Here is a 21,841-nt window from a genome sequence, read left to right on the forward strand (position 1 = left end):
GTGGGGCGCAGCGCGGCCGTCATTCGTCGGCCTCTTTCGAGATCTTCGGGTAGACGCGCACGAGCACGATGCGCGGCCCGTTCATCTTTTTCACGACGACGTCGAAGCGGTCGAACGACACGCGCTGCCCTTCGGTCGGCAGGTCGCTGAGCGCCTGGATCACGAGGCCGCCGACCGATTCCGCACGGCCTTCGTCGATGTCGATGCCGAGCGCCTGTTCGAGCGACACGACGGGCAGGCTGCCCTTGCCCATCAGCGTGCCGTCGTCGAGGCGGCTCCAGTCGGCGTCGCCCTGGCGGAACTCGTCGTGGATCTGGCCGACCAGCGCGCCGAGCAGGTTGTCGAGCGTCAGGAAGCCGATCGGCTTCTCGCCCTTGTTGCCGACCAGCGCGAAGTGCGGCGCGCCCTTGCGGAAGCGGCGGAACAGGTCGAGCGCCGGCGTGTCGGGCCGCACGTACTGCACGGGGCGGACGTAGTCCGACAGGTCTTCCAGCGCCGCACCCGCGTGACGCGCGAGCAGCAGGTCCTTCAGGTGGATCAGCCCGCTCACCTGTTCGCGCGACGCATCCTCGAACAGCGGATAGCGGCTGAAGCGGTGTCGCGCGACGATCTCCATGTTGTCGGGCAGCGGCAGGTCGCGGCGCAGGCCGATCATTTCATGGGCCGGCCGCATCAGGTCCGACACGGTCATCGACGAAAAGTCGAGCGAATGCGCGAGCGTGTTCCACTCGTCATTGCTGTACGTGCCGCGCGCCGGCTGGGCCGGGTTGCCGGCCGTGCTGCGGCGGCTGCGCAGGATCAGCTTCAGCTCGTCGGTCGAGTAGTGGGCGTCGCTGCCGTGGTCGGCGGACAGCCCCGCGAGCCGCAGCACCGCGTTGGCGCTGTTGTTGAGCACCCAGATCGCCGGATACATCGCCCAGTAGAACGCATAGAGCGGCAGCGCGACCCACAGGCCGACCTTCTCCGGCTGGCGGATCGCCATCGATTTCGGCGCCAGCTCGCCGACGACGATGTGCAGGAACGAGATCAGCGAGAACGCGAACACCAGCGAGATCAGGTGCACGACGCGTTCGGATTCCACGCCGATCAGGTCGAGCAGCGGGCCGAGCAGTTGCGCGAAGGCCGGTTCGCCGACCCAGCCGAGGCCGAGCGACGCAAGCGTGATGCCGAGCTGGCACGCGGAAAGATACGCGTCGAGCCGGCCGTGCACGATGCCGAGGATGCGGCCGCGCAGGCCGTGCTTGCGGGCCAGTGTCTTGACGCGCGTGGCGCGCAGTTTGACGAGGCCGAATTCGGCCGCAACGAAGAACCCGTTCAGGGCCACCAGGAACAACGCGCCGATGAGCGCGAAGATCTGTAACAAAGAAACACTCCGGTTATGACAGGCCCGTCAGTATAGAGCCAGAAAGGAATTTGTAATGTGTCGTGCGGCCGATTGCTTACACCGGCGCCTCACCGGGGACGGAGAGCGTGAGGGTGGCCGTGGCGCCGTCGACGAACGCGTCGTGCGCGAACGTGCCGCCGTGTGCGAGCGCGACGCGCTGGCAAAGCGCGAGCGTCCAGGCGACGCGCTTGGCGTCGCGCTCGCGCAGCATCTCGCGTCGTGCGAACGATTCGAATGCGTGCGGTTGCGCGGGATCGGCGAGCGTGTCGGCGTTCACGGTGCACGTGGCGCGCGCGGTGAACTGCAGGCCGTCGCGCGTGCACGCAAACGTCACGCGGCTGCCGGCGGCGCTGGCTTCGACCGCGGCGGTGAGCATCGTCCAGAGCGCCTGTGCGATGCGTTCGCGGTCGGCGGTCAGCGACGGTTCGCCGTCCGGCAGCGTCGCGTCGAGCGCGACCTGCCGTGCGTCGGCGAGCGCGAAACGGGCGAGCGCGATCGTGTCGTCGAGCAGCGCGCGCAGCGCGAACGGCTGCGGCTTGACGGCGAGCGTGCGCGTTTCGGCGCGCGGCGCGTCGAGCACGTCGTCGATCAGCGCAACCTGCTGGTCGATGCCCGTGCGGATGCCCGCGAGCGCGCGCTGCAGGTTCGGATCGGCGTTGGCGAGCTGGCGCTCGAGCACGTACGCCCAGCTATGCATCGCGTTCAGCGGGCTGCGCAGGTCGTGCGACGCGGTGGAGAGCGCCTGGTCGCGCAGGAACAGCGCCGCCTGGGTGGCGTAATGCGCTGCGCGTTCGCGCAGCAGGTCGGCGGCGGGATCGACGGTAGTGGACGTCACGGAGCTGGCCTGTCGGAAGCGGTTGGCGTGGAAGTCACGCGAACCGTCATTATAGGGACGGTGCGTGTCACGCCGGCAGCGCGTCTTCGTCCTTTTTCCGGGCGTCGCCGTTCGGCAGCAGCTGGCACGCGAGCAGGCCGGCCAGCATCAGCGCGCAGCCGACGAGCGCGCGCAGCGTCAGCGTTTCGCCGAGCGCGGCCCAGCCGGCGATCGCCGCGAACACGCCTTCCATGCTGAAGATCACGGCCGCGTGCGCGGGCGCTGCGTCGCGTTGCGCGACGACCTGCATCGTATAGCCGACCCCGACCGACAGCAGGCCGCCGTACAGCAGCGTCGGCAGCGCGTTGCGCAGCATCGTGCCGCTGACCGGCTCGATGACGAGGCCGACCGCGAGGCACGCCACGCCGCACACGACGAACTGCATGAACGCGAGCACGAGCGGATTGTGGCGCTTCGCGAAATGGCCGACGGCCATCACGTGCGCGGCGATGATCACGGCGCCGGCGAGCTGGAACCAGTCGCCGTACAGCACCGAGAATTGCTCGTTGATGCTGAGGAAATACAGGCCGATCGCCGCGAGCAGCGCGCCGAACCACGTGCCCGGGCCGATCCGGTGACGGGCGAACACGCCCATCAGCGGCACGATCACGACGTACAGCGAGCTGATGAAGCCCGCGTTGGCGATGCGCGTGTACTGCAGGCCGATCTGCTGCAGCGAAATCGATACCGCCAGCAGCCCGCCGAGCGCGAGGCCCGGCAGCAGCAGCGTCGGCTCACGGCGGATCGCCGCGAGTTGCGTGCGCGACGCCGTGTTCAGCATCAGCAGCGGCACCAGCACCAGCGCGCCGAGCAGGAAACGGAGCCCCGTGAACAGGAACGGCCCGATCACGTCGAGACTCAGGCGCTGGGCGACGAAAGCCGAACCCCAGATCGCGGCGGCGGCGAGCATCAGCAGGTTGGCGCGGAGGTGCTTGCGGGCGTCGGGCGTCATCGGAATTCTTCTGGAGATTGCGGGCGGCGAAACCCGTTAGTTTACGCCGAGATTGCAAGGCTGTCGGCAAACCTGCGCAATGCGGCGCCGGCACGTGCGTCGCGTACGCGCGAATACAGCACGACCTGCGACAGCGGCAGCGGCGGCAGCCCGAATTTCGCGCCGACGTCGACCAGCGTGCGCGGCGCGACCCGCCGCGCCAGCGGGCAGACGGCGAGCCCCGCGGCGGCGGCGGCCGTGACCGCCGCCACGCCGCCGCCCGTAAAGCGCTCGCGCCACGGCCGCCCCGCATGGTCGAGCGCGCGCAGCGCGGCGGCCCGCACGCCGCACGGGCCGGCCAGCACCGCGAGCGGCAGCGGCTCGCCCGCGCGCGGCACCCAGTCCGGCGCGGCGAGCCAGGCCAGCGGTTCGGAAAACAGCAGCGTGCCGTCTTCGCGCGGCGGGTCTTCGCCCGGCTCGTGCCGCACGATCACCGCATCGAACCGGCGTTCGTCGTATTGCGCGAGCAGGTTCGTCGACGTGCCGAGATGCATTTCGAGCGACAACCCCGGATCCTGCCGATGCAGGCTCGTGAGCACGGCCGGCAGGTCGGGCACCGCGACGTGCTCGCTGACGCCGAGCGACAGCCGGTGCGTCCCGGCCGAGATCGCGCCCAGCGCATGATCGTGCGCATCGAGCAGCGCGCGGGCGGCCGGCAGGAAATTCTCGCCGTCGGCGGCCAGCTTGACGACGCGCGGCGTACGCGCGAGCAGCGGCTTGCCGAGGTGGGCCTCCAGTCGCTTCAGCTTCAGGCTGACGGCCGATTGGGTGGTGCCGAGCGCGTCGGCGGCGCGCGTGAAGCTGGCGAGATCGGCGACCAGCACGAACGCGCGGACCGCATCGAGATCAAGGACTTTCATTTTCAATGGAAATGGATGAAATATTCATCGATGACTGTTCATTATAGTTCGGCGCGCCTAACCTGACGCTGTGTTTCCGTTCTTCAACGTCAACTTCACCGACAGGAGCAGGACCATGCCATTCACCCGTATCGCAGTGCGCGAAGGCAAGCCGGCCGCTTATCGTGCGGCGCTCGTCGACGGCGTGCATCGTGCGCTGATGCACACGTTCAACGTGCCCGAGGACGACATCTTCATGGTCGTCACCGAGCATGCGGCCGAGAACTTCGTGTTCGGTCGTCACTACCTCGATATCGAACGCAGCGACGATCTCGTGATAATCCAGATCACCGCGAACAACACGCGTACGCTCGAGCAAAAGCGGGCGCTGTACCGGGCGATCGCGGACAACCTCGCGCAGCAGCCGGGTGTGCGGCAGCAGGACGTATTCATCAGTCTTGTCGAGGTGCTGAAGGAGGACTGGTCGTTCGGCAACGGCCTCGCGCAATACGCCGTTTGACCTGCGACAGCACGACAGGGCCAGATCGTCGCCTGCGAATTTGGGCGACGTGTACTATGGAAGCAGCTTCACGGTCGACGCCGGCGCGGATGATGCGCCGGCGATTCTTCATGTGCAGGAGCCTCCATGTCGCGTGTGCTGGAAATCGTGTTGTCGCTGTCGCTGGAAGGGTGGCCGGTCAAGGCCGCGAGTCGCGCCCGGGGGGCGCAGCGTGATTTCGGCGCCGAACTCGTGCGCGCGTGGCGCATCTGCCCGCAGGTCCGGATGCGCCGCGGCCATGAGCGCGTGACGATCGAGCCGTGCCAGATCGAGGAGGCCGAGTCGAGCCCCGGCGCGAGCTGGTGGACGTGGGTCGAGTCGAATGCGCACGGCAGGCGGGTGGTCGCGTCGCGCACGACGGCATTTGCGCCGGGCGTCACGGCGCGCGAACTGTTCGACGCGGAGCACGCGGGCATCGCCGTCGCGATGCCGCTGCCCGTGCCCGAGGCGGCCGCTGCGGCCGCCGCCGATGCACCGGCAGATGAAGTGGACGGCGTCCCGCCCGACGCCGCAGCGCCGCCGTCCCCGAGCGTGCAGCCGGAATCCTCGGCGCTGCGCCTCGTCAGCGAACGGCGGCGCGGGCGCTGGGCCGACGACGGCGGCGTCGTGGTCGAGATGACGCTCGACGACGTCACGCTGCATCGCGGCAGCGAGCCGCCGCGTCGCTTCGTCGAGCTGCGCCTTGCGGCGCCCGACTGGGAGACACTGCCCGCGCGCACCGCCGCGCTGCATGCGCTGTTTGCCGCGGCGCGCGAATTGAGCGGCGCGTGGCCCGCCTTCGTGCAATTGACGAGCGTGATCGATCGCGCATGCGCGGCCGAGCCGGCCGCCGACGGGCCCGTCAAGGCCAAGCCCGTCGACCTGACCGGCGTGCGCACGCAGCGCGCCGCACTGTTCGCGCTGTCCGGCGACATCACCGCGCAGTGGCTCGGCAACGAGGGCGGGGTGCTCGAGCATGACGATCCCGAATTCGTGCACCAGATGCGTGTCGCGCTGCGCCGCCTGCGCACGCTGATGCGCTTCTTCCCGCGCTTTGCCGACCGCCAGTGGCGCGACACGCTCGGTGTCGACCTGCACTGGCTTGCGTCGCTGCTCGGCACGGTGCGCGACTGGGACGTGTTCGCGACCGAAAGCCTGCCCGCGCTGATCGCGGCCGACGGCGGCGACGGCGAGTGGAACGGTACGCTCGACGCCGCGCGCGCGCAGTGCGCGGCCGCGCGGGTCGAGTTGCGCCAGGCGCTGCATTCGGCCCGCTATGCGCGGCTGACGCTCGGCTGGCTCGAGTGGCTGAGCTCGCTTGCGCTGCCGTCGGCCGAAGACGGCGACGCGCCTTCGCTGCGGCGCCACGCGACGAAGCGCGTGCGGCGGCTGTTCGGTCATCTGTACGCGTCACCGTCGCTGACGTCGCTCGACACGGCCGCGCGCCATCAGGTGCGGATCGATGCGAAGCGGCTGCGCTATGCGCTCGAATTCTTCGCGTCGCTGGCGTCGCGCCGCACGCGCACCGACACGGTCAAGACACTCGCGCGCGTGCAGAGCGTGCTCGGCGAAGCGAACGACACGATGGTCGCGCTGCAGCACCTCGAAAAATTGGCTGCGCCGCCGTACCAGCTCGGGTTCGTGCGTGGCTACGGCGCGGCGCTCGAGCAGCGCGCGGCGCGCGACGCCGAGACGCTGCTGGCCAGCCTGCGGCCGCCGAAGCTCGACGGCAAGCCGGGTTGACCGGCACGCGCTGACTATAATGGCCGCCCGATTTCCCTACGCATCCCGATGACTGACGCACCGCATGCTTTCCCGTCCGCCGAACCGCTCGAACTGGGCGGCGAGCTGTGGCTGCGCGCCGGCGAACAGACGCTCGGCGGCGCCACGCGCATCGCGTTGCTCGCGGCGATCGGCGACACCGGTTCGATCACGCGCGCGGCGAAGGCCGTCGGCCTCAGCTACAAGGCCGCGTGGGATGCGGTCGACACGATGAACAATCTGGCCGGCGAACCGCTCGTCGCGCGCTCGACGGGCGGCAAGGGCGGCGGCGGCACGACGCTGACGCCGCGCGCCACTTCGCTGATCGCCGCGTTCCGCACGATCGAGCGCGAGCATCGCCGGTTCATCGAGGCAGCAAGCGCGGCCGTGGCCGGATTCGACGTCGACTGGGCGCTGATCGGCCGGATCGGGATGAAGACCAGCGCACGCAACCAGTGGTTCGGCAAGGTCGCATCGATCGTGCGCGGCACCGTCAACGACGAAGTCACGCTCACGCTGCCCGGCGGGCAGCCGATCGTTGCCGTGCTGACGCACGAGAGCGCCGATGCGCTCGGCCTGCAGGTCGGCGCGAACGCCTGCGCGCTGGTGAAGGCATCGTGGGTCGTGCTCGCGGTCGACGATGGCGAACCCGAGTTGAAGGTGTCCGCACGGAACCAGTTGCGCGGCAGCGTGGAAACCGTCGCGGCGGGCGCGGTGAACAGCGAGGTGACGCTGGCGCTCGACGGCGGCGGGACGCTGACGGCCGTCGTGACCAACGACAGCGTCGAGGCGTTGCAACTCGACGCCGGCGAGCGGGCGATCGCGCTGTTCAAGGCGTCGAGCGTGATTCTTGCGGTGACGGGCTGACGAAGCAGGCCGGGCGGCGCGCATCGACGATCGTGTGACGGGCGGGGCGAAGCCGGCATCGCACAGCGCCCTGCACGGCACCGGTTTCGTTTCCGCTTTCAGCAAATGCCGCTATGCGCGGCTCCTCTCAGGCTCCAACCTGCCTCCACGACCACGGCCTCGCGCGCTCAGGTGACGCGCGTCGGCCACTCGGCGTGCGGCGGAGCCGCCTGCACGCGTCCTTCGCTCAACTGCACGACCTGGTCGCCGAACGCGGCGACGTCGTCGGGGTCGTGCGAGATCAGCACCATCGGGATATCGAGTCGCGCCTGCAACTCGGCGAGCTCGTGACGCATGCGCTGGCGCATGGCGCCGTCGAGCGCCGCGAACGGTTCGTCGAGCAGCAGGATCCGCGGTTGCGCGACCAGTGCGCGCGCCAGCGCGACGCGCTGTTTCTGCCCGCCCGACAATTGCGACGGATACTGCCCCGCGAGCGCCTCGAGATCGAACGCCTGCAGCCAGTACGCGACTTCCGGCGGCACCGTCTTCGCGCGCGGGTTGCGCAGCCCCGACGTGAGCCCGAATGCAATGTTCTGGCGCACGTTCAGATGCGGAAACAGCGCGTAATCCTGGAACAGGTACGCGACGCGCCGCTCGCGGGTCGGCACGTCGATGCGGCGAGCGGCGTCGAACAGCGGTTCGTCGTTCAGCGTGATCGTGCCTTCGTCGGGCGACAGCAGGCCGGCGATCGCCTGCAGCGTCATGCTCTTGCCCGCACCGGACGGCCCGAACAGCACGACGCGCTGCGTCGTTGCCGTGAACGACATGTCGAGCGTGAAGCGGCGCTCGGCGTTCGCGTAGGTCTTGCGGATGTCGACGACGAGGCTCATGCGTGCCTCCGTCGAAGCCGCTCAATGGCGAAAGACGATGAACGAGGCGAGCGCATCATGTCAGCTGGTCCCGCCGGGCACGCGACGGCACGAGCCAGCCGGTCGCGAGCAGTACGAGCACGCAGGTGATCGACGTCACCAGCACGAGGAAGTTGGCCGTATTGTCGTCGCCGGCCTGGACGGCCGCGTAGATCGCGACCGACAGCGTCTGCGTGCGGCCGGGCAGGTTGCCCGCGATCATCAGCGTTGCGCCGAACTCGCCGAGCGCGCGTGCGAACGCGAGCAGCGCACCCGCGAGAATGCCGCGCGTGGCGAGCGGCAGCGTCACGCGGAAAAACACCGCGACTTCGCCGAGCCCGAGCGTGCGCGCCGCGCGTTCGAGGTGCGGATCCACGCCTTCGAACGCCGCCCGTGCCGACTTCAGGATCAATGGAAACGCGACGACCATCGATGCGATCACCGCGCCTTGCCACGTGAAGACGAGCTCGATGCCGAGCGTGTCGAGCCACGCGCCGAACACGCCGCGTCGGCCGAGCAGCACGAGCAGGTAATAGCCGAGTACCGTCGGCGGCAGCACGAGCGGCAGCGTCAGCACGGAATCGACGACGTCGCGCAGCGGCGAGCGCCAGCGCGCGAGCATGAACGCGGCCGCGACGCCGAGCACGATGTCGAGCGCGGTTGCCCAGCCGGCAACCTTCAACGACAGCAGCAGCGGTACCCAGGCGTCTTGCATCGCGCTACGCTCACTTGCCCGCGGGCTTGAAGCCGAATGTCGACAGCACGGCCTGGCCCTGCGGCGACGCGACGAAGTCGATGAACGACTGCGCCTGCGCGGCGTGGCGGCTGTCCTTGACCACGGCGATCGGATAGGTGATGGCCGTCTTCGTCGGCACCGTCAGCGCGACCTTCACGCGGCCCGGCATGATCGCGGCGTCGGTGCCGAACACGAAGCCCGCATCGACTTCGCCGCGCGCGACATAGTCGAGGCTCTGGCGCACGTTGGCGGCCAGCACGCCCTTCGCGCTGACGGCATCCCACACGCCGGCCGCGCGCAGCGCGCCTTCCGTGTAGCGGCCGACCGGCACCGATGCCGGGTCGCCATACGCGATGCGTTTCACGCCGGGCGCGGTCAGGTCGTTCAGCGCCGTCGGCGCGGCGGCCTTGCTGTCCGCCGGCACGATCAGCACGAGCGAGTTCGCCGCGAAATCGCGACGCGTGGCGGGCACGATCACCTTTTCGTCCGCCGCGCGATCCATCGCCTTCTGGTCGGCCGACGCGAACACGTCGGCCGGCGCGCCCTTGGCGATCTGCTGCATCAGCACGTCCGACGCGCCGAAGTTGAACAGCACCTTGGTCTCCGGATGCTGCTTCTCGTACGCGTCACCGACGGCCTTGAACGCGTTCGTCAGGCTGGCGGCGGCCGACACGACCAGTTCGTCGGCCGCGGAAGCGGGCGCGCTGAACGCGATACCGGCAGCGGCAAGCGTGGCGATCGGCAGCAGGCGAAGCAGGGTGCGGCGAAGCGGACGGACGGTTGAGCGCATGGTGGATTCGTTTTGAATGGGTGGAAACCGTAATCGTAATATAGGGCGGGTTATAACGCTCGACATACCGCTCATGCGACGGCGCGCATGGAATGGTCAGACGTGAAAAGTGGCGAACGCGACGGCCGGATGGCCGGTCACGTACGGAGCGTGTGCGGCGACGATTGGGTGCGCTGCAGCGACGACGGCTGCGAAGCAGGGCGGTAGTTCGGGTTGGCCTTCCAGCGCGCGCGGACGAACGGACGCTCGTGGCCCGACAGTTGCAGCGCCACCTTGGTGACCCAGCGATGTGACGGCACCGTGATACCGTGCAGCGCCACGGTCACGAGCGCGAGGCTCGCGACGACCGCGGGCACCGACCAGCGGTGCGGCACCGCGCGCCACGAACCGGCGATGAACGCGATCGCGGCGATCGCGCCGACGATGCAGCCGGTGATCGATTCGGACGGCGAATGGGCGTCGAGCGCGACGCGCGACACGCCGACCGCGACGCCGGCCGCGAGCCCGAGCGCGATGCCGGCGAGTCGCACCGGCGTGCGGGTGCGGATCAGCGCCAGGAAAATCGCGACCGGATAGACCGACGTCGACAGCATCGCATGGCCGCTGAACCCCGTGAAATCCCACTTGCGGATGCCGATCCCCCAGCCGAGGAACGCGATCTTCGTGAGCGCGACCACGCCGATCGCGGCCGCGAGCACGCCGAGCCACGCCGCCGCGCGCTGCCACGAATAGCCGAGCGCCAGCCAGACGGCGATCGTGATCGCGAGCGGCAAGGTCAGGCCGGCGCCGCCGAACGCGGTGATCATGATCCACAGGTGAGACGACAGGTCAAACATCGGGAAGGGGACGAACGAAGGCGGGGAGGATGCTTAAATCAACGCGCGAGCCGGAAAGAACGACTACAACGGATACAAGCGGCGAAGCCCCAGTATAGCGCCGCGTGCGCATGAGCCCCGTTTTTTGCGCGGCCGGGAACGATCCGCATGCAGGAAAAGTCCGAGAAACAATGTTATGGTGCATTGCACAAAGACGAACGATGCATCCGCTGTGGTGCCCCTATTTTTCCTGACTGCGAGCCCGATCGATGACCAAAAGTCTGACCAAGGTGTGGCTGGGCGGCATGAAACGCATGCTGTCTCCGGCCGCCAAACGCTCGGCGCGCGATGCGCAGCGCATCACACGCGATGCACTCGAGGCTGCGGCCTCCGCCGCCGTATCCGATCTGTCCCCGCCGCGCGAATCGCGCGTGCGACCGCGCGCGGCCGCATGGGCGGCCGGCGAGTGGACGCGCGGCGAACATCCGATGGCCCCCGCGCTCGGGCGCCTCGTCCAGAATCTCGCATACGGCCTTTATGTGCCGCCCGGCCGCCGGCGTGGCGCGATGCCGCTCGTGGTGATGCTGCACGGCTGCCAGCAGTCCGTCGACGAATTCGTGCAAGGCACGCGGATGAACCTGCTGGCCGACACGCACGGCTTTGCGGTGCTGTATCCGGAGCAGTCGCTGCGCGCCCACGCGCACGGCTGCTGGCACTGGTATGAAGATACCGACCGCGCGGGCCGCGGCGAGGCGAACGCGGTGGCGTCGCTCGTCGACGCGCTCGTCGACGAACACGGTTTCGACGCGTCGCGTGTCTATGTCGCGGGGTTGTCGGCCGGCGCGGGTCTCGCGTCGCTTCTCGCACTGCACCATCCGGACCGTTTCGCGGCGGTGGCGCTGCATTCGGGCCCTGCGCTCGGCGAGGCGACCTCGGGCATTACCGCGATGGATGTGATGCGGCGCGGCGTGCGCCAGAACCCGGCGGCGGCCGTCGACGCGCTGGTCGATGCCGCCGCGTATCCGGGCATGCCGGCGCTGGTCGTCCAGGGCGACGGTGACCACGTGGTCGCGCCGAAGAATGCCGACCAGCTGACGGTGCAGTTCATGCGCCTGAACGGGCTGGCCGACAGCCGCGGCGCGTTGCGTGGCGGCGAACGGGTCGAGAAGCGCGACGCAGGCGCGCAGATCACCGATGTCTGCCGCGACGGCGAGCCGGTCGTCCGGCTCTGTCATGTGAAAGGGCTCGACCATGCGTGGGCCGGCGGCGACGAAGCCGTGCCGTTCCACGCGGCGGTCGGCCCCGATGCGAGCGCGATGATCTGGGCCTTTTTCGAAACCCAGCGCCGCACTGTGGCGACCTAACGACGCACCTTCTGATCGACGCTGGCCAAAGACTAGGGTTTTCCCTATAATTCGGGAAAACCCTAGTCAAAGAACCTTTGGATTGCGAGATCAACCATGTACCTGCTGAGCCACCTCTTCCTGATGCTGACCAAGAACGCCGAAAAGGCCTCGAAAGAGCGCGCCGACGCGTACCTGGCCGAAGCCACCGACATCTATGATCTCGAATTCCGCATGCGCAAGATCGATCGCGAAGCGGCGATGAACCGCCCGTACACGTTCGGTTCGCGCTAACGAGCGCAGGGCGGGCAGTCAGGTCCGCCGCTCCGGCGAGTCACGCAGCAGAAAAGGGCGCGTGCGGCACCATGCCGCACGCGCCCTTTTTGCATTGCAGGCTTTGTGTCGCGTCAGACGACCGTCAGGCGCACCGGCACGTTGTTGCGCGTCGCGTTCGAATACGGGCACACGTGGTGCGCCTTTTCGACCAGCGCTTGCGCGTCGGCCTTGTCGAACCCCGGCAGCGAGACGCGCAGTTCGACGTCCAGCCCGAAGCCGCCTGCGTCGTTCGGGCCGATGCCGACTTCCGCCGTGACCTGCGTGTCGGCCGGCAGTGCCTTCTTGTCCTGGCCGGCGACGAATTTCATCGCGCTCAGGAAACAGGCCGAGTAACCTGCGGCAAACAGCTGCTCCGGATTCGTGCCTTCCGCGCCCGTGCCGCCGAGTTCGCGCGGCGCGGCCAGCTTCACTTCCAGCTTGTTGTCAGCGGATACCGCGCGGCCGTCGCGGCCACCCGTGCTCGTGGCGCTGGTCTTGTACAGAATGTTCATCGTGCAGCTCCTGTCTGGAAAAGGGAGGAAAAGCGGCCCGGTCGAACGGGGTGTCGCCGGCCACGCACAAACAATAGAACACAAATCATTTGTGTGCAAACGAATTTTTGAAGAAAAGGCCCGACAGTGTCGGGCCGGTTGATCGAGGCTCGGCCGTCAGCGTTCGTTGGCGGCCGACAGTGCGTCGCGCAACTGCTGAAGATCGGCGCGCAGCCTGATCAGGAAGTCGGGCGATTGCTGCATCGCGCAAAAGAGATCGGCGGGCACCGAGCGCGCGCGCTCCTTCAACGCACGGCCTTCCGGCGTCACAAGCACGTTCACGATGCGTTCGTCGGCTGCGCTGCGCACACGCTCGACGTAGCCGAGCGCCTCCAGCCGCTTCAGCAGGGGCGTGACCGTGGCGGGGTCGAGGTCGAGCCGCGCGGCGATGTCCTTCACGGCGATGTCGTCGCGTTCCCACAGCACGAGCATCGCGAGATATTGGGGATAGGTCAGCGACAGCTTGTCGAGCAGCGGCTTGTACGCCTTCGTCATCGCGTGCGAAGTCGAGTAGAGCGCGAAGCAGAGTTGCTCGTCGAGTGTCTGGGGCAGCGGAGGCAGGCGGTCCATGATTCGGGTGGCGCGGCGAACGCGCGAACAATTTGTACGCAAATTATTTTGCGCGCAAAAGATCGGGATGAACAGGGGCGGTCGGCGACGAGCGGGGCTGCCGGAGGCGGGGGAAGGGCGAGGGCGCCGGGAGGCCACCCGGTGCGAAGAACGGCGGGCCGGCGCCGCGCGCCGGCCGGAGAGACTTCAGCGGCCCGACGTGGTGGTGGTCGCGCCCGGTTCCTGTACGCCGAAGCAGCCGCGATAGGTCGCGTAGAACGAGCAGTACAGCATCGTGACGATGATGATCGTCACCGGCATCATGATCGTCAGCGCATAGGCGCCGGCGCCGAGCGCCTGCAGCAGCAGCGACAGCGCGAGCGACGTGCCGAGCGCGACGGCGAACCACAGCACGCCATACACGACGAACGCGCCGCGATTGCGCCAGCAGCTGACGACGCTGAAGAACAGCGCCTTGGCGGGCGGGACGTCATGCCACGCGACCAGCACCGGCGCGAACCAGAACAGCATCGCGACCGGCAGGTACAGCAGCGTCGCGAAGAACAGCGCGCCGAGCGTGCCTTGCGCGGCGAGCGCTTCCGGCGTCGTGCTGGCTTCGTCGGCCGCGCCCATCATCACGTGGAACAGCGCGCCGCCGTCCACGAACGACGAAGCGGCGAACACGACCACCATCGACGCGACGTAGAGCACGCCGAGCACGAGCAGCCGCTGGGTCGCGACGGTGCCGTACGAGCGGAAGCCGTCGACGAGGATCGTCGGCATCACGGGCTTGCCGGCCACCGTGTCGCGGCACGCGGCCATGAAGCCGACCGCGACGCCGGGAATGAATACCAGCGGCAACGCGGAGCCGATCACGGGCACCATCGATATCAGCGTGATCGCCAGCAGGTACGTGAAGAACAGCGTGATGAACGCGAGCGGGTTCCGGCGGAACAGCCAGACGCCTTGACGGAACCAGACATAGCCCGTTTTGGCGGGCACTTCGATCAGTTGCATGCGGTGTGGATCTCGGGAAGCGCGGGCGTATGCGCGATACGCTCGCGCAGGATGCGTTCGAAATGGCCGGGGTCGTGCGGCTTGAGCATCTCGGCCGCGCGCGGCAGGTAGAAGTCGTACAGGCGCGACACCCAGAAGCGGTACGCGCCCGCGCGCAGCATGTCGCTCCAGTGGCGGCGCTCCTCGGCCGTGAACGGCCGCACGGTCTGGTACGCGCGCAGCAGCGCGTCGGCGCGCGCGACGTCGAGCACGCCGGTCGCGAGGTCGACGCACCAGTCGTTGACCGTGACCGCGACGTCGAACAGCCACTTGTCGCAGCCCGCGAAATAGAAGTCGAAGAAACCGCCGAGCCGCACGTCGTGGCCGGTGCCGGGCGCCGCGTGCGCGAACAGCACGTTGTCGCGGAACAGGTCGCAATGGCACGGCCCGGCCGGCAGCGCCGCGTAGTCGGCCGACGCGAAGAAGCTGGCCTGGTGCGCGAGTTCGCCTTCCAGCAGCGCGCGCTGCTCATCCGTGATGAACGGCACGATCGCCGGCACGTTTTCCCGCCACCACGGCAGGCTGCGCAGGTTCGGCTGGGTGCGCGGATAGTCGCGGCCGGCGAGGTGCAGGCGCGCGAGCATCTGCCCGACCTCGATGCAGTGTTCGACCCCCGGCGCCAGTTCGGCCGAACCGTCGAGCTTCGTGACGATCGCGGCCGGCTTGCCGTGCAGCTCGCCGAACAGCGCGCCGTCGTCACGCGGGATCGGATCCGGCACCGGCACGCCGTGGCCGGCCAGATGGCGCATCAGGTCGAGATAGAACGGCAGTTGCTGCGCCGTGAGCTTTTCGAAGATCGTGAGGACGTACTCGCCGCGCGTCGTCGTCAGGAAGAAGTTGCTGTTTTCGATACCGGACGGAATGCCGCGGAACGCAAGCACGTCGCCCAGTTCGTAGTGGCGCATCCATTGCGCGAGATCGGAGTCGGAAACAGCAGTGAAAACGGCCATGCGGGATGCGTCAGGTCAGGGTGTCGGCACGCGGGCGGCGTGCGTCGCGACATCAGGTGAAGGGAGGCGGCGCGCGGCATTCGGTGCCGCGCGCCACGGAATCAGTAGCGCAGGTTCAGCGACGGCAGGCGCGTGATCGGGATGCCCGCGTCGTGCGGCTTCGGCGACGTGTCGGGCGTCGAGCTCATCTGGTAGCGCGTGCCGAAGTTCGACTTCACGTCGATCTCGACCGGCTTGCCGCGATCGCGGTACTCGGTGACTTCGGTGCCGTTCTTGCTCTTTTCGTGGAAGCTCGGCGTGCGGCGGATGTCGGCGAAGTCGACTTTCGACGTGACTTCGGCGCCCGGCCGGTTGATCTTGCGGAGATCGGGCAGGCCGGCGGCCTCGTTGGCCTCGGCCCGGGCCTGCGCGTCGGCGTCAGGCGTGCCGCCGGCGGCGTAAGCGACGCTGGCGGCGGCAAACGCGGCGGCAGCGGCGACGAGAATGAGCGGCTTCATGATGAGTCTCCAGTGAACCCGCCGATTTTAGCAAATACTGCGCCCCATCCGGCCCTCGCGTGCGTAGGGGCAGCCATAAAGGCGACCGGGTTCCGTGGTAATGTCGTCGGATCAGACGAGGTAATCAAAATGAAGAACGACTTGAGCCGCCGGCACCGTGTGCTGACGCCCGAAAGCCCGTCGGTCGAGGCTTTCGACGATCCGATCGCCGCCGTCGCGCGGCTGTCCGCCATTTACGACACGAACACGGGCTTCCTGCGCGACGCATTCGCGCGCTATCGCCGCCACGAATCGATTACCGAGCACGTGCGCGCGTGCTACCCGTTCGTGCGGATCCGCACCGACGTCAACACGCACGTCGATTCGCGCCGCTCGTACGGTTTCGTCGCGGGCCCCGGCGTATTCGAGACGACGGTCACACGCCCCGATCTCTTCGCGAACTACTATCGCGAGCAGCTGCGCCTGCTGGCGAAGAACCACCATGTGAAGATCGAGATCGGCGTGTCGTCGCAGCCGATTCCGATTCATTTCGCATTTCCGGAAGGCATCCATCTCGAGGGCGAGCTCGACCGCGACCGCCTGCTCGCGATGCGCGACATCTTCGACACGCCCGACCTGTCGTATCTCGACGATCGCATCGTCAACGGCACGTTCGAGCCGGCGCCGGGAGAGCCGCATCCGCTCGCGCTGTTCACGGCCGCGCGCGTCGACTTCTCGCTGCACCGGCTGCGCCACTACACGGCGACGTCGCCCACGCATTTCCAGAACTACGTGCTCTACACGAACTACCAGTTCTACATCGACGAGTTCGTGAAGCTGGGCCGCACGGTGATGACCGAGAGCGACGATCCCGAGGTGCGTGCCTACCGCAGCCAGTACAGCGCGTTCGTCGAGCCGGGCGATGTCGTCACCTACAACGCGAACCTCGGCAGCGAGCCGGCCGAAGGCAACGCGCCGCCGCGCCTGCCGCAGATGCCCGCGTATCACCTGAAGCGCGCGGACGGCAGCGGGATCACGATGGTCAACATCGGCGTCGGCCCGTCGAACGCGAAGACGATCACCGATCACATCGCGGTGCTGCGTCCGCACGCGTGGGTGATGCTCGGCCACTGCGCGGGGCTGCGCAACACGCAGCGTCTCGGCGACTACGTGCTCGCGCACGGCTACGTGCGCGAGGATCACGTGCTCGACGCCGACCTGCCGCTGTGGGTGCCGATTCCGGCGCTGGCCGAAGTGCAGCTCGCGCTCGAACGCGGGGTGGCCGAGGTCACGCAGCTTGATGGCGTCGAACTGAAGCGCGTGATGCGCACGGGCACGGTCGCGAGCGTCGACAACCGCAACTGGGAGCTGCGCGACCATCGCGAACCCGTGCAGCGCCTGTCGCAGAGCCGCGCGATCGCGCTCGACATGGAAAGCGCGACGATCGCCGCGAACGGCTTCCGCTTCCGCGTGCCGTACGGCACGCTGCTGTGTGTCTCGGACAAGCCGCTGCACGGCGAGCTGAAACTGCCGGGCATGGCCGATACGTTCTATCGCGGGCAGGTCGACCAGCATCTGCAGATCGGCGTGAAGGCAATGGAGATCCTGCGCACGAACGGGCTCGACAAGCTGCATAGCCGGAAGCTGCGGAGCTTTGCGGAAGTGGCGTTCCAGTAACGTCGACGGCACCGCGCCGCAGCACCCGCAACGGCAAAGGCCGCACGCGAATGTTGGTTCGCGTGCGGCCTTTTGTTTTTTGCCAGTGCTTCAGTGCCCGGGCCGAACGGCCCGGCGATCATGCGCTCAGCATTCACCCTTCTTCGCGTGTCCCGGCGGGCAGTGATAGCCGCGATCGCCGTGGCCGCGATGACGCTGATAGTCGTCCCACTCGCGGCGTTCCCAGTAGCGGCGGCCGTCCCAGTAGCGGTCGCCATGCCAGCCGACGATCACCGCGGGTGCCGGGGCGACCATGACGGGCGCGGGCGCGACGACGACCGGCGCGGGCGTGCCGATGTTGACGTCGACATTGACGGCGTGGGCGAGGCCGGACAGCGAAAGGCCGAGGCCGGCGAAGGCAAGGGCGATCAGCGAGCGTTGCATGTTCTTTTCCGTGGTGTCGTTATAAAAGGCCGGCGCGACGCGATGGAAGCGAGGGGGACCGTTCCACCGGGGGAACGCCGCACCGACACATGCAGTGTGCTGGCGCGCGACGGAAAATGCGAGGCGGGGTTGTTACGGAGGATTGCGGCCGGCAGGCGCCGGATGCGGGCGTCGGGCCGTGTCATTTGACAATGGCGGCCTGCGTGTGCGGATGATGGCGCGCGTCGCACGGCACCGGCGGCGCGGATTTCACATTCGGTGGCGCGCGGCCACGAAGCGCGATTAATGGCGCGTTACAAAGTGACACGCGGCAGGTGGCGGAATCGCCACGTCTGCCGCGCGGGAGGGGCGCGCCGGCCGTCGGGCCGGCGGTCGTCATGGATGGATTACAGGTAGAACATCCGGTCTTCTTCGGGGCGCGGCGGATGGCCTTCATCGTCCGAACCTTCTTCCTCGCCGCTGTCCTCGTAGAACGCGAGCACCGCGTCGAGCACCTGGTCGGGATCGTCGATCACCTGCATCAGATCCATGTCTTCCGGATTGATGAGGCCCATCGGAATCAGCTGGTCGCGGAACCACTGCAGCAGCCCCTTCCAGAACTCGCTGCCGACGAGAATGATCGGCACGAGGCGCGACTTCTTCGTCTGGATCAGCGTGAGCACTTCCGATAGTTCGTCGAGCGTGCCGAAGCCGCCCGGCATCACGATCACCGCATCCGAATTCTTCACGAACGTGACCTTGCGCGTGAAGAAATGGCGGAAGCGCAGCGAGATGTCCTGGTAGTGGTTGCCGGCCTGTTCGTGCGGCAACTCGATGTTCAGGCCGACCGACGGCGCCTTGCCGGCATGCGCGCCCTTGTTCGCCGCTTCCATGATTCCGGGGCCGCCGCCGGAGATCACGGCGAAGCCGGCGTCGGACAGCTTGCGCGCGATCTGCGCGGCGAGCTTGTAGTGCGGCGTATCGGGTTTGAGGCGGGCAGAACCGTAGATGCTGACAGCCGGGCGGATCTCCGACAGGTACTCGGTCGCCTCGATAAACTCTGCCATAATCGTGAACATCTGCCACGATGCGCGCGCCTTCTTGGCCGTCGCGCGTTCTTGATCTGCGAGCGAACGCAGACTCGGAATCACTTTTCTCTTGTTCATAATGCCTGAAGAACGAAATCTGGAAGGTAAGACCCTGCTATTGGTTGACGGTTCGAGCTATCTGTATCGGGCTTACCATGCGATGCCTGATTTGCGTGGCCCTGGCGGGGAGCCGACCGGAGCGCTCTACGGAATCATCAACATGCTGCGCCGTATGCGCAAGGAAGTCAGTGCAGAGTATAGCGCTTGCGTGTTCGATGCAAAGGGCAAGACGTTCCGTGACGACCTTTATGCCGACTATAAGGCAAACCGTCCGTCGATGCCGCCCGACCTCGCATTGCAGGTCGAACCGATCCACGGCGCCGTGCGTGCGCTCGGCTGGCCGCTGCTGATGGTCGAAGGCGTCGAGGCCGACGACGTGATCGGCACGCTTGCGCGCGAAGCCGAGCGGCACGGGATGAACGTGATCGTGTCGACCGGCGACAAGGATCTCGCGCAGCTCGTCACCGATCACGTCACGCTCGTCAACACGATGACCAACGAGACGCTCGACCGCGACGGGGTGATCGCGAAGTTCGGCGTGCCGCCGGAGCGCATCATCGACTACCTCGCATTGATCGGCGACACCGTCGACAACGTGCCGGGCGTCGAGAAGTGCGGGCCGAAGACGGCCGTGAAATGGCTGGCGCAGTACGACAGCCTCGACGGCGTGATCGAGCATGCGGGCGACATCAAGGGCGTGGTCGGCGACAACCTGCGCCGCGCGCTCGACTTCCTGCCGCTCGGCCGCAAGCTCGTGACCGTCGAGACGGCCTGCGATCTCGCACCGCATCTCGAATCGATCGAAGCGTCGTTGAAGACCGACGGCGAAGCGCGCGACCTGCTGCGCGACATCTTCGCGCGCTACGGCTTCAAGACCTGGCTGCGCGAAGTCGACAGCGCGCCGGCGGAAGGCGGCGGCGCCGACGCGCCGGAAGGCGAGCCGGCGCCGGTGGTGGCGGCCGACATCGTGCGCGAATACGACACGATCCAGACCTGGGCGCAATTCGACGCGTGGTTCGCGAAGATCGACGCGGCCGAGCTCACCGCATTCGACACCGAGACGACCGCGCTCGACCCGATGCTCGCGCGGCTCGTGGGCCTGTCGTTCTCGGTCGAGCCGGGCAAGGCGGCGTATCTGCCGGTTGCGCATCGCGGCCCCGACATGCCCGAACAGCTTCCGCTCGACGAAGTGCTCGCGCGCCTGAAGCCGTGGCTCGAATCGGCTGATCGCAAGAAGGTCGGCCAGCACCTGAAGTACGACGCGCAGGTGCTCGCGAACTACGACATCGCGCTGAACGGCATCGAGCACGACACGCTGCTCGAATCGTACGTGGTCGAATCGCATCGCACGCACGACATGGACAGCCTTGCGCTGCGTCATCTCGGTGTCAAGACGATCAAGTACGAAGACATGGCCGGCAAGGGCGCGAAGCAGATCGGCTTCGACGAAGTCGCGCTCACGCAGGCCGCCGAATACGCGGCCGAAGATGCGGACATCACGCTGCAACTGCATCACGCGCTGTATCCGCAGGTTGCGCGCGAACCGGGCCTCTTGCACGTGTACCGCGAGATCGAGATGCCCGTGTCGCTCGTGCTGCGCAAGATGGAGCGCACGGGCGTGCTGATCGACGATGCGCTGCTGCAGGCGCAGAGCACCGAAATCGCGACGCGCCTGATCGAGCTCGAAGGGCAGGCGTACGAACTGGCCGGCGGCGAATTCAATCTCGGCTCGCCGAAGCAGATCGGGCAGATCTTCTTCGACAAGCTGCAGTTGCCCGTCGTGAAAAAGACGCCGAGCGGCGCACCGTCGACCGACGAAGAAGTGCTGCAGAAGCTGGCCGAGGACTACCCGCTGCCGAAGCTGCTGCTCGAGCATCGCGGGCTGTCGAAGCTGAAGTCGACCTATACCGACAAGCTGCCGCGCATGGTGAACCCGTCAACGGGCCGCGTGCACACGAACTACGCGCAGGCCGTCGCGGTCACGGGCCGCCTGGCATCGAACGATCCGAATCTTCAGAACATTCCGGTGCGCACGGCCGAGGGGCGGCGGATCCGCGAGGCGTTCATCGCGTCGCCGGGCCACCGCATCGTGTCGGCCGATTATTCGCAGATCGAACTGCGGATCATGGCGCACATCTCGGGTGACGCGTCGCTGCTGCGCGCGTTCTCGCAGGGCGAGGACATCCACCGCGCGACGGCCGCCGAGGTGTTCGGCGTGACGCCGCTGGAGGTCAATTCCGACCAGCGCCGGATTGCGAAGGTGATCAACTTCGGGCTCATCTACGGGATGAGCGCGTTCGGGCTCGCGTCGAACCTCGGCATCACGCGCGATGCGGCGAAGCTCTACATCGACCGCTATTTCGCCCGCTACCCGGGTGTCGCGCAGTACATGGAAGACACGCGCTCGGTTGCGAAGGAGAAGGGCTACGTCGAAACCGTTTTCGGCCGCCGCCTGTGGCTGCCCGAGATCAACGGCGGCAACGGCCCGCGCCGCCAGGCGGCGGAGCGCGCGGCCATCAATGCGCCGATGCAGGGCACGGCGGCCGACCTGATCAAGCTGTCGATGATCGCGGTGGACGACTGGCTCACGCGCGACAAGCTCGCGTCGCGGATGATCATGCAGGTGCACGATGAACTGGTGCTCGAGGTGCCCGACGGCGAGCTGTCGCTGGTGCGCGAGAAACTGCCCGAAATGATGTGCGGCGTGGCGAAGCTGAAGGTGCCGCTGGTGGCCGAAGTGGGCGCCGGCGCGAACTGGGAAGAGGCACACTGACGCACCGTTGCGCGGTTCCCGATTCCTGCGGCATATTGTTGCAGGGATGCTGAATATCGAGATGGTTTGCTTGTGGTCAACGCGCAAGCTCCCGGACAATGCATGTCATTGACACGGGG

The 21,841-nt window shown here is 67.6% G+C and carries 22 protein-coding genes; 7 read left to right on the forward strand and 15 right to left on the reverse strand.

Going from position 1 to position 21,841, the window contains the following annotated elements:
• Positions 1-19: 19 nt before the first annotated feature.
• The 4 genes from CFB40_RS21710 to CFB40_RS21725 form a co-directional block, all read right to left on the reverse strand.
• Entirely contained in the window at positions 20-1,363 is a 1,344-nt protein-coding gene (locus CFB40_RS21710) for a hemolysin family protein (RefSeq protein WP_089428023.1), read from the reverse strand.
• Between the two features lie 76 nt (positions 1,364-1,439).
• Entirely contained in the window at positions 1,440-2,219 is a 780-nt protein-coding gene (locus CFB40_RS21715; RefSeq protein WP_089432354.1) for a sensor histidine kinase, read from the reverse strand.
• Between the two features lie 67 nt (positions 2,220-2,286).
• Positions 2,287-3,210 (reverse strand): DMT family transporter, encoded by a 924-nt coding sequence (locus tag CFB40_RS21720; protein ID WP_089432355.1) that lies wholly within the window; start codon positions 3,208-3,210, stop codon positions 2,287-2,289.
• A gap of 41 nt (positions 3,211-3,251) precedes the next feature.
• On the reverse strand, positions 3,252-4,109 hold the full coding sequence (locus CFB40_RS21725) for a LysR family transcriptional regulator (protein WP_039358052.1): 858 nt from the start codon (positions 4,107-4,109) through the stop codon (positions 3,252-3,254).
• A gap of 115 nt (positions 4,110-4,224) precedes the next feature.
• Between CFB40_RS21725 and CFB40_RS21730 the strand changes: the two genes are divergently transcribed.
• From CFB40_RS21730 to CFB40_RS21740, 3 genes are all read left to right on the forward strand, one after another.
• Entirely contained in the window at positions 4,225-4,608 is a 384-nt protein-coding gene (locus CFB40_RS21730) for a tautomerase family protein (protein ID WP_089428020.1), read from the forward strand.
• A 126-nt stretch (positions 4,609-4,734) separates the two neighbouring features.
• On the forward strand, positions 4,735-6,369 hold the full coding sequence (locus CFB40_RS21735) for a CHAD domain-containing protein (protein ID WP_089432356.1): 1,635 nt from the start codon (positions 4,735-4,737) through the stop codon (positions 6,367-6,369).
• A 48-nt stretch (positions 6,370-6,417) separates the two neighbouring features.
• Complete coding sequence (locus CFB40_RS21740; protein WP_089432357.1) at positions 6,418-7,254, forward strand: TOBE domain-containing protein; 837 nt, start codon at positions 6,418-6,420, stop codon at positions 7,252-7,254.
• Positions 7,255-7,421: 167 nt separating this feature from the next.
• On the opposite strand, the gene CFB40_RS21745 is transcribed toward CFB40_RS21740, so the two are convergent.
• The 4 genes from CFB40_RS21745 to CFB40_RS21760 form a co-directional block, all read right to left on the reverse strand.
• Positions 7,422-8,123: a sulfate/molybdate ABC transporter ATP-binding protein gene (locus CFB40_RS21745; protein ID WP_089432358.1), complete on the reverse strand. Its 702-nt coding sequence runs from the start codon at positions 8,121-8,123 to the stop codon at positions 7,422-7,424.
• A gap of 55 nt (positions 8,124-8,178) precedes the next feature.
• A complete protein-coding gene (modB, locus tag CFB40_RS21750) occupies positions 8,179-8,856 on the reverse strand; it encodes a molybdate ABC transporter permease subunit (RefSeq protein ID WP_069251074.1) in 678 nt (225 codons plus the stop codon).
• A gap of 10 nt (positions 8,857-8,866) precedes the next feature.
• Positions 8,867-9,667, reverse strand: coding sequence for a molybdate ABC transporter substrate-binding protein (gene modA, locus CFB40_RS21755; RefSeq protein ID WP_089432359.1), 801 nt, complete (start codon positions 9,665-9,667; stop codon positions 8,867-8,869).
• Between the two features lie 137 nt (positions 9,668-9,804).
• Positions 9,805-10,503 carry a phosphatase PAP2 family protein gene (locus CFB40_RS21760; protein WP_089428015.1) on the reverse strand — a complete coding sequence of 233 codons (699 nt, stop codon included), beginning with the start codon at positions 10,501-10,503 and terminating at the stop codon, positions 9,805-9,807.
• Between the two features lie 248 nt (positions 10,504-10,751).
• Here CFB40_RS21760 and CFB40_RS21765 point away from each other — a divergent pair, with 248 nt between their 5' ends.
• Positions 10,752-11,846, forward strand: a complete 1,095-nt coding sequence (locus tag CFB40_RS21765; RefSeq protein WP_089432360.1) for an extracellular catalytic domain type 1 short-chain-length polyhydroxyalkanoate depolymerase — start codon at positions 10,752-10,754, stop codon at positions 11,844-11,846.
• 96 nt (positions 11,847-11,942) lie between these two features.
• Positions 11,943-12,119: a DUF3563 family protein gene (locus CFB40_RS21770; RefSeq protein WP_069251078.1), complete on the forward strand. Its 177-nt coding sequence runs from the start codon at positions 11,943-11,945 to the stop codon at positions 12,117-12,119.
• Positions 12,120-12,232: 113 nt separating this feature from the next.
• On the opposite strand, the gene CFB40_RS21775 is transcribed toward CFB40_RS21770, so the two are convergent.
• The 5 genes from CFB40_RS21775 to CFB40_RS21795 form a co-directional block, all read right to left on the reverse strand.
• Positions 12,233-12,652, reverse strand: a complete 420-nt coding sequence (locus CFB40_RS21775; RefSeq protein WP_011355825.1) for an organic hydroperoxide resistance protein — start codon at positions 12,650-12,652, stop codon at positions 12,233-12,235.
• Between the two features lie 156 nt (positions 12,653-12,808).
• Positions 12,809-13,261 carry a MarR family winged helix-turn-helix transcriptional regulator gene (locus tag CFB40_RS21780; protein ID WP_089432361.1) on the reverse strand — a complete coding sequence of 151 codons (453 nt, stop codon included), beginning with the start codon at positions 13,259-13,261 and terminating at the stop codon, positions 12,809-12,811.
• 186 nt (positions 13,262-13,447) lie between these two features.
• Positions 13,448-14,257, reverse strand: coding sequence for a BPSS1780 family membrane protein (locus CFB40_RS21785; protein WP_089428012.1), 810 nt, complete (start codon positions 14,255-14,257; stop codon positions 13,448-13,450).
• On the reverse strand, positions 14,248-15,246 hold the full coding sequence (locus CFB40_RS21790) for a homoserine kinase (RefSeq protein ID WP_089428011.1): 999 nt from the start codon (positions 15,244-15,246) through the stop codon (positions 14,248-14,250). Before CFB40_RS21790 ends, CFB40_RS21785 begins: the two co-directional genes overlap by 10 nt.
• A gap of 101 nt (positions 15,247-15,347) precedes the next feature.
• The gene (locus CFB40_RS21795) at positions 15,348-15,743 is read right to left on the reverse strand and encodes a hypothetical protein (RefSeq protein ID WP_039358086.1); all 396 of its coding nucleotides are present in this window, start codon (positions 15,741-15,743) and stop codon (positions 15,348-15,350) included.
• A gap of 129 nt (positions 15,744-15,872) precedes the next feature.
• Between CFB40_RS21795 and CFB40_RS21800 the strand changes: the two genes are divergently transcribed.
• Positions 15,873-17,399, forward strand: coding sequence for an AMP nucleosidase (locus CFB40_RS21800; protein WP_089428010.1), 1,527 nt, complete (start codon positions 15,873-15,875; stop codon positions 17,397-17,399).
• 126 nt (positions 17,400-17,525) lie between these two features.
• Here the strand turns inward: CFB40_RS21800 and CFB40_RS21805 are convergent, their stop codons facing one another.
• Together CFB40_RS21805 and CFB40_RS21810 are read right to left on the reverse strand one after the other, a co-directional pair.
• Positions 17,526-17,822, reverse strand: coding sequence for a hypothetical protein (locus tag CFB40_RS21805; RefSeq protein ID WP_089428009.1), 297 nt, complete (start codon positions 17,820-17,822; stop codon positions 17,526-17,528).
• 386 nt (positions 17,823-18,208) lie between these two features.
• Positions 18,209-18,967 carry a TIGR00730 family Rossman fold protein gene (locus tag CFB40_RS21810; RefSeq protein WP_039358092.1) on the reverse strand — a complete coding sequence of 253 codons (759 nt, stop codon included), beginning with the start codon at positions 18,965-18,967 and terminating at the stop codon, positions 18,209-18,211.
• A 1-nt stretch (position 18,968) separates the two neighbouring features.
• On the opposite strand from CFB40_RS21810, the gene polA reads away from it, so the two are divergent.
• A complete protein-coding gene (gene polA, locus CFB40_RS21815; protein ID WP_089432362.1) occupies positions 18,969-21,722 on the forward strand; it encodes a DNA polymerase I in 2,754 nt (917 codons plus the stop codon).
• The last annotated feature ends 119 nt before the right edge of the window (positions 21,723-21,841 follow it).

The organism is Burkholderia sp. AU31652 (assembly GCF_002223155.1).
Lineage (GTDB): Bacteria > Pseudomonadota > Gammaproteobacteria > Burkholderiales > Burkholderiaceae > Burkholderia.